The organism is Betaproteobacteria bacterium (assembly GCA_009377585.1).
In the GTDB taxonomy this organism is placed as follows: Bacteria; Pseudomonadota; Gammaproteobacteria; order Burkholderiales; family WYBJ01; genus WYBJ01.
This window is the reverse complement of the sequence record WHTS01000051.1, coordinates 1-11,951: the sequence shown is the minus strand read 5'-3', so window position 1 is coordinate 11,951 and position 11,951 is coordinate 1. Positions and strand designations below refer to the sequence as shown.

At 64.8% G+C, this 11,951-nt stretch carries 11 protein-coding genes and 1 pseudogene; 8 read left to right on the top strand and 4 right to left on the bottom strand.

Going from position 1 to position 11,951, the window contains the following annotated elements; translation table 11 throughout:
• Nucleotides 1-9 precede the first annotated feature (9 nt).
• Nucleotides 10-952: pseudogene (locus tag GEV05_16550) on the top strand (IS3 family transposase).
• Nucleotides 859-2,019, top strand: a complete 1,161-nt coding sequence (locus tag GEV05_16545) for a hypothetical protein (GenBank protein ID MPZ44974.1) — start codon at nucleotides 859-861, stop codon at nucleotides 2,017-2,019. Before GEV05_16550 ends, GEV05_16545 begins: the two are co-directional and overlap by 94 nt.
• On the opposite strand, the gene GEV05_16540 is transcribed toward GEV05_16545, so the two are convergent.
• A complete protein-coding gene (locus GEV05_16540; GenBank protein ID MPZ44973.1) occupies nucleotides 2,016-3,110 on the bottom strand; it encodes an extradiol ring-cleavage dioxygenase in 1,095 nt (364 codons plus the stop codon). The genes GEV05_16545 and GEV05_16540 overlap by 4 nt on opposite strands.
• Nucleotides 3,111-3,404: 294 nt before the next feature.
• Between GEV05_16540 and GEV05_16535 the strand changes: the two genes are divergently transcribed.
• Together GEV05_16535 and GEV05_16530 are read left to right on the top strand one after the other, a co-directional pair.
• Entirely contained in the window at nucleotides 3,405-4,661 is a 1,257-nt protein-coding gene (locus GEV05_16535) for an amidohydrolase family protein (protein ID MPZ44972.1), read from the top strand.
• Nucleotides 4,662-4,966: 305 nt separating this feature from the next.
• The gene (locus GEV05_16530) at nucleotides 4,967-5,176 is read left to right on the top strand and encodes a hypothetical protein (protein ID MPZ44971.1); all 210 of its coding nucleotides are present in this window, start codon (nucleotides 4,967-4,969) and stop codon (nucleotides 5,174-5,176) included.
• A 145-nt stretch (nucleotides 5,177-5,321) separates the two neighbouring features.
• On the opposite strand, the gene GEV05_16525 is transcribed toward GEV05_16530, so the two are convergent.
• From GEV05_16525 to GEV05_16515, 3 genes are all read right to left on the bottom strand, one after another.
• Nucleotides 5,322-6,017, bottom strand: a complete 696-nt coding sequence (locus GEV05_16525; GenBank protein MPZ44970.1) for a hypothetical protein — start codon at nucleotides 6,015-6,017, stop codon at nucleotides 5,322-5,324.
• A 112-nt stretch (nucleotides 6,018-6,129) separates the two neighbouring features.
• A complete protein-coding gene (locus GEV05_16520) occupies nucleotides 6,130-7,023 on the bottom strand; it encodes a TauD/TfdA family dioxygenase (protein MPZ44969.1) in 894 nt (297 codons plus the stop codon).
• Between the two features lie 198 nt (nucleotides 7,024-7,221).
• Nucleotides 7,222-7,881, bottom strand: a complete 660-nt coding sequence (locus GEV05_16515) for a peroxidase-related enzyme (GenBank protein ID MPZ44968.1) — start codon at nucleotides 7,879-7,881, stop codon at nucleotides 7,222-7,224.
• 86 nt (nucleotides 7,882-7,967) lie between these two features.
• Here GEV05_16515 and GEV05_16510 point away from each other — a divergent pair, with 86 nt between their 5' ends.
• From GEV05_16510 to GEV05_16495, 4 genes are all read left to right on the top strand, one after another.
• The gene (locus tag GEV05_16510) at nucleotides 7,968-8,984 is read left to right on the top strand and encodes a tripartite tricarboxylate transporter substrate binding protein (protein ID MPZ44967.1); all 1,017 of its coding nucleotides are present in this window, start codon (nucleotides 7,968-7,970) and stop codon (nucleotides 8,982-8,984) included.
• A gap of 60 nt (nucleotides 8,985-9,044) precedes the next feature.
• Nucleotides 9,045-9,485, top strand: a complete 441-nt coding sequence (locus tag GEV05_16505) for a hypothetical protein (protein ID MPZ44966.1) — start codon at nucleotides 9,045-9,047, stop codon at nucleotides 9,483-9,485.
• Nucleotides 9,486-9,610: 125 nt separating this feature from the next.
• Entirely contained in the window at nucleotides 9,611-10,795 is a 1,185-nt protein-coding gene (locus GEV05_16500) for a hypothetical protein (protein MPZ44965.1), read from the top strand.
• A 139-nt stretch (nucleotides 10,796-10,934) separates the two neighbouring features.
• A complete protein-coding gene (locus GEV05_16495; GenBank protein MPZ44964.1) occupies nucleotides 10,935-11,771 on the top strand; it encodes an amidohydrolase family protein in 837 nt (278 codons plus the stop codon).
• The last annotated feature ends 180 nt before the right edge of the window (nucleotides 11,772-11,951 follow it).

Sequence of the window (11,951 nt, the reverse complement as noted above, 5' to 3'; positions counted from 1 at the left end):
GGCACTACGATGTCGAAGTCCAAATTTGCAAAACGCTACACTGCGGAGTTTCGCCGCCAGATGGTGGCGCTGGTGCGTTCGGGCCGTTCGCCGTCGCAGCTATCGAGAGAGTTTGGCTGCACTAGCTGGTCGATCAACCGTTGGGTCAAGCAGGCTGAACGTGATGTTGGCCGTGGCGACGGCGGATTGACCACGGTTGAACGCGAGGAGTTGACCCGGCTGCGACGGGAGAACCGACAGCTGCGTGTTGAGCGGGAGATCTTGTCAAAAGCCGCGGCCTGGTTCGCACAGGAGAGCGCGACGAATAAGCATCGGGCACAATCGCGTCGCCCGTCTGATGCGCAAGGCGGGACTGCAAGGGGCAAGCCGGCGGCGGTTCGTCATCACTACGCAGCGCGATCGCGATGCAAGCGCAGCGCCGGACCTGGTGAAACGCCGCTTCGAAAGCGACGCCCCCGATCGGCTCTACGTGGCCGATATCACCTACATCCCGACCTGGACGGGGTTCCTGTACCTGGCGATCGTGCTCGACGTGTTCAGCCGGCGCATCGTGGGCTGGGCGATGGAGATGCACCTTCGCACCGAGCTCGTGCTGGCAGCCCTGGAGATGGCCTTTGCGCAGCGTCAGCCGCGCGAGCCGATCCACCACTCCGACCACGGCACGCAGTACACCTCCGTGGCCTTCGGCAATCGCTGCGAAGCGATGGGCATCCATCTTTCGATGGGTTCGGTGGGCGACTGCTACGACAACGCCATGGCGGAGAGTTTCTTCGCCAGCCTGGAGTGCGAGCTGTTGGCCAAGCGACGTTTCAGGAACCAAACCGAAGCGAAGCTTGCCGTATTCGAATACATCGAGGGATGGTACAACCCGCATCGCCTCCACTCTGCGTTGGGATACCTGTCACCCGTCAACTTCGAAAGGAGATACACCGCACAACACCCGCTACACTGAGACTGCCAACCCTCTACGAAATCGGGGTAAGTCCAGTCGGGACATACCGCAATCGAATGATGGTCGATGGCTACGAGACCCCGGTGGAGCTGGTGGCAAGCCTCACCATCTCGCGCAAGGGCATTGCGATCGATTTCACCGGCACGAGTCCCGTGGTCGCGCGCGGCATCAACGTACCGAAGTCGTACACGGATGCGTACACCTCGTTCGGCGTTCGCTGCATCATCGGTGCGGACGTGCCGAACAACGCCGGTTCGCTCGAAGTCGTTCGCATCACGGCGCCCGAGAACTGCATCCTGAACGCGCAGCCGCCGCTCGCGGTTGCGGCGCGGGCGAATATCGGCCTGATGCTGCCCGATGTCGTGTTCGGCTGCCTGCGCCAGGCGCGGCCCGATGGCGTGCCGGCCGAGGGGTCGTCAGGCTTGTGGAACATCCGCCTCGCGGGCGGGCAGCCAGTGGCCGGCATGGCGGCCGAGACGTTTCTGCGCAGCCGCCGGTTCAACGTCATCTGCTTCACCACCGGCGGTACTGGGGCGCGTCCCGGCAAGGATGGACTTTCCACCACCTCGTTTCCGAGCGGCATCAAGAACGTCGCGGTCGAGATCATCGAGACGCTGAGCCCGCTGGTCTTCCGGCGCAAGGAATACCGCACCGATTCGGGCGGCCCGGGCGAGCGGCGCGGCGGGCTCGGTCAAACCATCGAGATCGAGAACGGCGACGGCGCGCCGATGATCCTGGGCGCGAGCTTCGATCGCATCAAGTATCCCGCGCGCGGTGCGCTCGGCGGACTGGACGGCGGCGCGGGATCGGTGCGGCTCGCATCCGGCAAGGTGCTGGCCGGGAAGGGCCGGCAACTCGTTCCAGCGGGCGATCGGGTCATCATCGAGACGCCCGGCGGCGGCGGATACGGCGATCCGCGCAAACGAGCGCATGCGGCGGTTGCGGCCGATTTGCGCGCCGGTCTCGTCAGTGCCGAAGCTGCGCGCGAGATCTACGGCTATACAGCCGAAGCATCGCTCGACTCGCGCGGCACCGAGTCTGCCGCGAAGATCTCGGACCAGGCCTAGTTTGCCAGCTTGCCGCGGCTCTCGCCGCTCGGCGGAAACACCGCGAACACCTTGTCGGAGTTCGAGATCCAGGACTCCAGAAACACCGCGTGTTTGGGCTTGCGAATGCCCAGGCCATGCATCGCGCCGGTGAGGCAGAACCAGTTGAGCAGCTCGTGGTGGCCGCGATCTTCCAGCTGCTCGATGTTCGTGTCGCGCCAGAATTCCCAGTCGCCGGCGCATAGCGCCTCGTAATAGCGCTTGTCCGACTCGACGTCGGGAAACATGTGCGCGTGCTTTTTCACCAGGAACGAGTGACTCCAGCTCGACGAGGCAATGACGGCGACGCGCCAGGGGCTTGCCTGCAGCGCTCGGCCTATGGCCGAGCCGACATCGAAGCAGCGCCATGGTTGCGGCGCGGGCGGATCGAGATTGTCCTCGTTCGCCCCGAGGCTCGCCGCTTCAGAGGGATACATCGGCGCACCGTGTGCCGAGACGACCCAGCGCCCATACGCGTTGACCGCGAACGGCACGACCGGGTAGGGAAATCCCTTGCGATCGTAGTCGAGATAGAGCACGGAGTTGGTGAATGCGTGCCCGAGCGGTTCGTGCAACGGTTTGTAGGCATAGGCGGCGTCGATGCCCTGCTTCAACAGGGCGCTCGCGAGGTACTTGCCCGCCGCCCGGTGGCCCTTGATGGTGAAGGCCTTGTCGTCGGGCTCGTCCCAGGCGTTACGCCCGCGCGTATTGTGCTGCCAGGGGTGAACTTCGACCGAGTCGTAGGCGAGCACAGAGTACGGCGGCACGCAATCCTCGCGGAAGTTCTCGTACTGATCGTCGCCCCAGAGCAGGACGAAGTCGGGCGCGAACGCATCCAGCGTCTCCCGGATGAACCGGAACTGCTCGATCAGGTCAGCGCGATGCTTGTCGGAATGCGCCTGGCCCTCGTCCTCGCCCCATTGCAGCCGCATGGTCGGGTGCCAGTTGTCGAGGTCGCGGAATTTCTCCGGCAGTGCGGGATCTTGCAGGCACTTGCGGATCCGCAGGCACATGTTGCCTTTGGTCGTGAGTGGGGGATAGTGCGTGATGCCGAGTCCCAGGACTTGCCCCATGTTCGTCTCCTCCGTCGGATAACGTCGCGCTTGGTGCAGGTAAGGCTGGCTGGGCGCATTGTACGCTCCGAAATCCGGGCTTGCGAAAGCTAAGCCGCTTTGCTCCGCGGAAGAATGGCGCCGTGCGGACGGGGCGCAAGGTAGCTCCTGGAACCCGCGGTGCGGCGCGTGCTGCAGCTCAGCGGCGGTGCGGCCATGGCGCAGCGGCGGTTCCCACGGTCGCGAATTGACAGCATTCCGGGCGGGGCGTAGCGTTTGCCAGGCGTTTCGCGTCCACGACTGGAGGAGAGGGGCATGAAAGACAATCTGCGCTTCGTCGATTCCGACATGCACGTCATGGAGCCGCCCGACCTGTTCGAGCGCTACCTGGAGCCGCGCTTTCGCGAGCGGGTGATCTTGCCGATCGGGGCGGACGGACGACCGAAGCGCGGCACCATCGTGATCGATGGGCTGCCGACGACGAGGGACGCGGAGATGCAGCAATACCGCAAGCGCAGCCGCAGCGGCGCGGTCTCGGAGTACGCGTCACAGCCGCTTTCGGGCTCGCGCCTGCAGTCCACCGACCGGCTCGATTTCGCCATCGCGCGCAAGTACAACGCGCAGGCGCAGGTCATGGGCATGGCGATCGAGGGCATCGACATCGCGGTGCTCTACCCGACCGCGGGCCTCTCCCTGATCGCGCGCGACAACATGGACCCGCAGCTGTCGCTTGCCCTGTGCCAAGCCTATAACAACTGGATACACGAGTTTGCCAGCCACAGCCCCGAGCGCCTGAAGTTCGTGGCGATGCTCCCTATGCACGACGTCAATCTGGCATGCCGCGAGCTGCTGCGCTGCGTACGCGAGCTGGGTGCCGTCGGGTCGTTCGTGCGCCCGAACCTGCTCAACGGCCACTATTGGCACTCCAACTACTGGGATCCGCTCTACAGCCTGCACGAGGAGCTCGGCGTCACCTGGGGCTTCCATGAGGGTACGGGTGCGTGGAACTCGCACATGTATGCGCTCTACGGCGAGAACCGCTTCTACCGCCACGTCGCGAGCCACTGGATCGAGATGCAACAGGCCTTGGTGGCGATGATGGTGGGCGGCGTATTCGAGTTCCATCCCAAGCTGCGCGTGGGATTCCTGGAGGCGCAGAACTCCTGGGCGCCGGGATTGCTGTCGCGCATCGAATGGGACTATCCGCAATATCGCGATTCGCACGCGCCGTACTTGACGCTCACGCCGAAGGAATATTTCCAGCGCAACTGCTGGGCGGCGGTCGAGGGCAGCGAGCCCGAGATCGAAGCGACCGCGGGGCTCATCGGCGCCGATCGCATGTGCATCTCGAGCGACTACCCGCACTTCGATTCCAACTTTCCGAACGTGTCGAACAACCTGCTCAGGACCTGCTCGCGCGACACGGCTGCGAAAATCTTCATGGGCGGTGCGCATCTGTACGGCTTCACCGAGGCCGATTTCCAGAAAGCCGACAAGGCGGCGCGTGCGGATGCGGAATTACTGAACGGCAAGGAAGTCGGCAAGGTGCGCGAAGCCGCCCTCAGCGCGTGAGGCGAGCTCGCAAAGAGAGGCGAGGCTAGACTAGAGGGGAAACCACACCACCCCGTCGGCTTCGCCGCCACCCCTCCTCATGAGAGGAGGGGAAACCACACCACCCCGGCGCTTTGCGCACCCCGCCTTGTGAGAGGCGGGGAGAACCTTTCGTTCCCCTCCTGGCAAGGAGGGGCGGGACGCGACAATGTCGCGGACTGGGTGGTCAGACTTCGCCCCTCTGGTTACAAGTGATTACAACGTTTTACACCTGCCGTTCGCGACAGCAGGCACCCTTCGGCTACTGCAATCCGAAGGAGAAAGACATGAAGAAAAGTCTGCTCGTTGCCGCGCTTGCCTTGCTTGGGCTCGGGGGCTGCGTGGCCGTTCCGGCCTACGACTCGGGACCCGGGTATGGTTACGATTACTACGGCCCGCCCGCGGCAACTTTTTCGTTCGGCTACTTCCATAGCGACCGCGGCCATCGGCACGGGAATCGGCATCGCCACGGCCATCGTCGTGGACATCGGCGTTGATCACCGCGGTGCAAGCGGGGACCAAAATTGACCTACCCTGGATTCCCGCTGCCCCGGAATGACGCGGAATGTGCCGGGCATGTCGCGCCGAGCACCTGGCGATCCATTCACAGTGGCGGCCGGCGGTAACGTGCCGTTCGACGGTTCAATGCGTCGGCCGATATTGCGCCTTCACCGCCTGGTCGTGTGCAACGCTCGGCGCAACCAGCTGGTAGAGCGCGCGCCGCGTGTTGCTGAATAGCGAGCGCATCTTCTCGGTCCACGGCGTCTTGCGCGCCTGCAGCGCCGCGGGGCTTTCCCACACGTCGGGTCCAGTGAGCTCGTAAGCCGTCAGATACCTCGGGCCAGAGTGGCCCGAGGTGCACGTAACCGCCATGTACCGCCGCGCACGCAGTACGCCGGGAATGCCGACGCAGCGCGGCAGGTGCTCCGAGTCGTACCAGGCGTTGTACTCCTTCACGATGTGCTCCGGGATGTCGGTGTGCACGATATACATCCAGGGCGCATCGGGCTGCGGCGCCGTGCCGACTTCGCACATCAGCCTGAAGTTCATGCGCTCACGGTTCTCGCCGTAGTGCTTGCGGATCCGTAGCGACCAAGGCGTGGGGTTGGATACGATGCCCTGGAAGTAAGGTCCGCCCTCGACCGAGTCGTCCTTCGTTTCATACCAGGCGAGATAGCGGATGTCAGCGGCTGCGCAGTAGTAGCGGCGCGTGCGCACGAACCCGGGCAGCGCGGTCAGTTGCGGCACGTGCTCGAGGTTGTACCAGTCGTTGAACTCGTCCTCGTGCTCGGGCGCGGTGTGCAGCCTGACCGTGATCAATCCGTTCGCCTGGTCCATCGCAATCGTCCCGTATACCACTTGTTCATATCGAACCGCTTTCCGCACGGCGCAGGAGCAGGCCGTCTGCCATTTGACGGAAGTTCCCTGGGCGTTGCAGCCGCGCTTGCGCTCAAACCACCGCCGGACCGCGCACCGTGGTGCGATACATCCGTCGCGGCAGCGGATCGTAATCGAAGGTTGCCTTGTGCTGTACGGCGACGTTGTCCCACATCAGCAGGTCGCCCGGGCGCCAGCTGTGCCCGTAGACGAATTCGGGCTGGGCGATGTGCGCATACAGCTCGGCGAGCAACGCATCGCTCTCGGCGCGCGGCATGCCGGCCAGGTGCGAGGTGTGGCCCTCGTTGACGAACAGGCAATTGCGCCCGGTCACGGGGTGCACGCGAACGACCGGCACTTCCATGTCGGGGACGCTGGCGAGTTGTTCGGGCGTGGGCGCGAACTCCTGCACGGTGCGGATGCCGCGGCGCATGTCCTCCTGCTGTGCGGCGTAGTTCTTGAGGCGGTATTCGCGATAGCTGTGGACATTGCGCCAGCGCCCGACCCGCGCCTTCATTGCAGGCGAGAGCGCATCATAAGCGGTCGGCGTGCTCGCGAAATAGGTGTTGCCCAGCGCGACGCCGTCCTTCACGGGGACCTCGATGGCGTACAGCGCCGAGAGCAGGCTCGGCTCGCGCTTGTACGACAGATCGCTGTGCCAGTAGCGGCCGGCATCCTGGGCGCCGATCGCTTTTCCGCTCGCATCCAGCTGGTTCGACAGGATGAGAATCTCGTCGTGGTCGGCCAGGCGGCTTTCCTTGCGCACGTGCGCTTCGAGCGGGCCGAAACGGCGGGTGAACGCGATCTGCTGCGCCGGCGTCAGGCGCTGATCGCGGAAGACGACCACTTCGTTGTCGAAGAACGCCTTCGCGACCTGGGCGAAGGTATCGTCGTCGAGCGGGGCGGAGAGGTCGACACCGGAGATTTCGGCGGCGAAGCGCTGGCCGATTCGTTGCACGGAGATCATGGGCTGCGGCTCGGTTGCGGCGGGAGAGCTTTGAAGTATCGCGCCAGGGGACCGCGATGGTCAAACGCACGCAGGCGCGTAGCAGGCCAGCGTTCTTCGGTTCTTACGTGAGCCAACAGGGCGCACGCGCCCGCGAGTCGTATCCGATTCCGGAGTCGTATCCGATTCCAGACGCGATACGCCCGCGAACGCACGGCTTCAGCGCCCGCCCGCCTGGCTCAGTCCGAACGCTTCCGCCACCCGGTTCATGTAGGCGAAGAACGCGGTGACGTGCACGGTCGCGACGATCTGCGGATCGGTCCAGCCGTGTGCGCGCAAGCCCGCGATGTCGGCTTCGGTCATCTCGCCCGGATTGCGGCTCAGCTTCCAGGCGTAGTCGAGGAGCGCGCGTTCCTTCGAGGACAATCCGGCCTGGCCGTAGTCGCGCAAGATCGCCTCGGCGAACGCCGCGTCGCCGGTCACCTCCGCCAGCAGCCTCGCATGCGCGGGCCCGCCGAACTTCGACCCATTGGCAACGCCCGCCACGGTGGCGATCATCTCGGCCAGCCGCCGGTCGATGGAACGGCAGGCATAGTTGTCGTCCGGATAGAACCAGGCGAAACCTTCGACCACCAGCGGCTCGCCTGCCATCACCGAGCGTATCGTCGGAACGCGCCCGCCGCGCGTGGCGAGAATCTTGTCGTAAGCTCGCTTCAGATCGCCGGTGGCTTCTTCCGCGGGTGAGATTCCGATCCAGGGTGCGTTCGGCATGGGGCGATCACTCCAATCTGCGTTATGCTGAACGGCCATTGTAGTCAGTATGTGGAAGCTCCCCTCCCCCTGGGGGTGGGGGGAGAGGGAAGTCGGAGCACGACGCATGTTTTCCCTCACCCTCGATCCCTCTCCCGGAGGGAGAGGGAAGACAAGCCACCCATTGGGACAAACAAGGGGTAAGGGGTGAGGGAATGAGCATGTCAGGTGCTTACAAAAGATCGACAGGAGGAGGAATGTCCGTAGTTCGATGGCAATGTGCGTTGATGGCCGGCTGCTGCGCCGGGTCGGGCGCACTCGCGGCAGCCGACGCCGTGCAGTTTTATCCGCAGCGGCCGGTTCGGATCGTCGTCAACGTGAGCGCGGGCGGCGGGGTCGACACCACGGCACGCGTCGTCGCTCAGCAACTCAATTCGGTATTCAAGCAGCCGGTCGTGGTCGACAACCGAACCGGCGCGGGCGGCACGATCGGCATCAACCTGGTGGCCAAGGCGGCACCCGACGGCTACACGCTGCTGGTGTGCAGCAGCGGCATCGTCACCAATGCCGCGTACAAACCGCAGAACTACGATCCGGTGCGCGATTTCCAGCCGGTCAGCAATCTCACGGCGACCCCTTACATCGTCGTGGTGTCGCCTTCGCTTCCGGTGCATTCGGTGAAGGAGCTCATCGCACTGGCCAAAGCCAAACCGGGCATCGTCACCTACGCGACTTCGGGCGTCGGCGCCATCACGCATTTCGGCGCGTCGCTGCTGCCGCTGCTCACCGAAACGCGCATGGTGATGATCCCTTACAAGGGCGTGGCGGATGCCTATCCGGCGGTGGCGAGCGGCGAGGTGAACTGGATGATCGGCGCCACGATTTCTTCCATGCCGCTGGTCAAGGCGGGGCGCCTGCGCGCGATTGCGATCACGTCGGCACAGCGCAGCAAAGCGCTGCCCGATCTGCCGACCGTGGCCGAGAGCGGCGTGCCGGGCTACGAGGTGCTCGGATGGTTCGGCATGTTCGCACCCGCAGGCACGCCGATGGCGATCGTCGAGAAGCTCAATGCGGAGGTGAAGCGCGGGCTCGCGCGCTCCGACTTCGTGCGCATGGCGACGACGCAGGGCACCGAGATCCTGGCGAGCTCACCGGAGGAGCTCGCGCGCGTGGTCAAGACCGAGGTGAACGTCTGGGGCAAGGTGGCAAGCAGCCTCAAGTCCGAGCAGTAGCCGCAACGCGCGAATGGCACGTTCCGCCACGACCGAAACCGTCCGACGAGAGCGCAAGCGATGAGCGACTGGAGCAAGGTGACCCGTCCCATTCCCGTGCCGAACGAATGGACCCGTCCGTTCTGGGAAGCGGCCAAGCGCGGCGAGCTGGCATTGCAGCGCTGTCAGCGCTGCGGGCACTTCCAGCATCCGCCCTACGCCACCTGCGTCAACTGCATATCGACCGAGCTCGCGTTCGAGCCCGTGCGCGGGCAGGGCGCGATCTACGCGTACACGATCATGTACCACACCGGGGACAAGCGTTTCGCGCCCGCGGTGCCCTACGCGAGCATCATCGTCGAGCTCGACGACGCGCCCGACGCCTTTCTCGCCGGCAATCTGCTCGATGCGCCGTACACCGAAGCGAAGGTCGGCCGCCGGGTCGAGGTGGTGTTCGAGCCTCTGAACGACGAGATCACGCTGCCGCAGTTCCGGCTGGCGGGCGATTCGCCTCGGAATTAGCGAGCTATCGCCCGATGGCTGACCGCTCGCTCCCTCACCCCCAACCCCTCTCCCAAAGGGAGAGGGGAGCGTCGTGCGGAAAGCGGCTTGTCAGCCACTTTCCGGCTCATCAATAGGGAACGATCATGTGGGAGAACCGCTGCAAGGTTGCCGTGAGCGGCATGGGCTATTCGAAAGTCACGCGATCGGCCGATGTGCCGCTGGCGGCACATGCGCTGGCGGCGGTCAAAGGCGCGGTCGAGGACTCCGGCCTTACGCTGGCCGACATCGACGGGCTCGCCACCTATCCCGAGCTGCCGGCGACGGGGCACGCCGAAGTCGACGGCATCTCGGTCGTGTCGGTCAACTGCATGATGGCGATGCTCGCGCTGCCGAATCTCGCCTGGCATATCCAGACCGGGTCGGTCAATATCGGCGGTGCGGTCCAGCAGGCCGTCAATGCGCTGCTCGCTGGGGTGTGCAAATACGCGGTGGTCTGGCGCGCGATGCACAACCCCAAGGGCACCTATCAGAACCTTCCGGGCATGCAGGCTCAGGGCGCAACCCAGTTCACCGCACCCTATGGGTTCGGCGGCCCGGGCCAGGGCATGGCGGTCGCCTACACGCGCTGGCTGGAGCGGCACAATCAGAGCCGCGAGAAGATGGCGACACTCGCCGTGACCCAGCGCCGCCACGCACACATGAATCCGCATGCGTTCTTCTACCAGATTCCGCTGACGCGCGAGGACTACCTGAATTCGCGCATGGTGGCCTATCCGTTCTGCCTGTACGACTGCGATCTTCCGGTGCAGGGCGCGGTCGCGATCGTGCTCACGACCGCCGAGCGTGCGCGCGATCTGAAGCCCCGGCCCGCGTATCTCGCGGGCTACGGCCAGCGCCTGCACTTCGAAGTGGCGGGTCGCATCGGCAGCCTCGCCGACTACATGCTGGGCGGGCGCAGCTCCGCGCAGCTCACCTGGGAGCGCTCCGGCTTCGGTCCCAAGGACGTCGACGTTGCGCAGATCTACGACGGGTTCTCGGCTTCCGTCATCTACGGGCTCGAGTCGTACGGCTTCTGCAAGGAAGGCGAGGCGCTCGACTTCATACAGGATGGCCGCATCGAGCTCGACGGCGAGCTGCCGCTCAATACCTTCGGCGGCAGCCTCGGCACCGGCCGCATCCACGGGCTTTGGCATATCATCGAGGGCGCGCTGCAGGCTGCGGGCCGCGCGGGCGAGCGGCAGGTGAAGGACGCGAACGTCTCCTTCGTCGGCGCGAGCGCTCCGATCGTGACCGGGACCACGTTCATCTTCGCGAGGGAGCCGTACTGACTGAAGCGACGTCGTTCCCGCTCCGGATAGAATCCCTCGTAGACTGCGACGTGAGCCGGGAATCGATGCCAGAGTATTCTGATTTCCGAATCCTGATTCGCCCGACGCCGCCGTTCTCTCTGTATTGCAAGGAGGCTTCATGCTGATCGTCGACTCGCAGATCCACATCTGGCAGAACGGCAAGATGAGCGCGCACCATCGCCAGGTGCCGACCTATTCGATCGACGATGCGCTCGCGGAGATGCGTGAAGCCGGCGTCGATTGCGCCGTCATCCATCCGCCGAGCAGCCTGGGCGAGGCCGTCAATGCATATGCCGTCGAAGCGGTGCGGCTGCATCCGAACAAGTTCTGCATCCTCGGCCATTTCGATTTGCAGAGCCTGGAGCGCGAGCGCATCGTCGCCAACTGGCGGCAGCGGCCGGGCATGCTCGGCTTTCGCTTCACCTTCAACCAACCGCACGAGAAGGCGCGGTGGACCGACGGCTCGCTCGACTGGTTCTGGCCCGCGTGCGAGAAGGAGGAGCTGCGGGTCGGCTTGCTCGCGGGCGGCGACAACATGGCCGCGCTGGCGAAGATCGCCGAGCGCCATCCGGGGCTGAAGCTCCATATCGATCACCTTGGGCGCGGCGGCGGCGGGCGCGGCGTCAAGGACGACGCGGTGTTCGCGAATCTGGACGCCATGCTGGCGCTGGCGAAGCATCCCAATATCGCCGTGAAGATGTCGGGCGCCCCGAGCTATTCGTCCGACCCGTATCCCTACAAGAACATTCACAAGCACTTGCAACGGATCTTCGAGGCATTCGGGCCCGACCGCTGTTTCTGGGGAACGGACATCACGCGCATGCCCTGCACGTACCGGCAGTGCGTGACGATGTTCACCGAGGAGCTGCCGTGGCTCAAGGGCCGCGACCTGGAGCGGGTGATGGGCGGGGCGGTGGTGGATTGGCTCGGCTGGAAGCGCCCGGCGCAAGCCTGAGCCGGATGCATTGATGCTTGCGTCACGAACGCAGCGCGGAGAGCAAGAGTTTCCCCTCCTGACAAGGAAGGGCGGGACGCGACTGAGTCGCGGACGGGGTGGTCCAGCTTTACTCGACTAACATTGCAACGAAGGAGCACGCCATGCCAACCCTCGAACACAACGGCGCTTCGATCTATT

Coding starts and splice junctions, on each gene's coding strand:
- GEV05_16545 (MPZ44974.1), top strand. CDS start 859: ATGGTACAACCCGCATCGCCTCCACTCTGCGTTGGGATACCTGTCACC.
- GEV05_16540 (MPZ44973.1), bottom strand. CDS start 3,110: ATGGGGCAAGTCCTGGGACTCGGCATCACGCACTATCCCCCACTCACG.
- GEV05_16535 (MPZ44972.1), top strand. CDS start 3,405: ATGAAAGACAATCTGCGCTTCGTCGATTCCGACATGCACGTCATGGAG.
- GEV05_16530 (MPZ44971.1), top strand. CDS start 4,967: ATGAAGAAAAGTCTGCTCGTTGCCGCGCTTGCCTTGCTTGGGCTCGGG.
- GEV05_16525 (MPZ44970.1), bottom strand. CDS start 6,017: ATGGACCAGGCGAACGGATTGATCACGGTCAGGCTGCACACCGCGCCC.
- GEV05_16520 (MPZ44969.1), bottom strand. CDS start 7,023: ATGATCTCCGTGCAACGAATCGGCCAGCGCTTCGCCGCCGAAATCTCC.
- GEV05_16515 (MPZ44968.1), bottom strand. CDS start 7,881: ATGCGTCGTGCTCCGACTTCCCTCTCCCCCCACCCCCAGGGGGAGGGG.
- GEV05_16510 (MPZ44967.1), top strand. CDS start 7,968: ATGAGCATGTCAGGTGCTTACAAAAGATCGACAGGAGGAGGAATGTCC.
- GEV05_16505 (MPZ44966.1), top strand. CDS start 9,045: ATGAGCGACTGGAGCAAGGTGACCCGTCCCATTCCCGTGCCGAACGAA.
- GEV05_16500 (MPZ44965.1), top strand. CDS start 9,611: ATGTGGGAGAACCGCTGCAAGGTTGCCGTGAGCGGCATGGGCTATTCG.
- GEV05_16495 (MPZ44964.1), top strand. CDS start 10,935: ATGCTGATCGTCGACTCGCAGATCCACATCTGGCAGAACGGCAAGATG.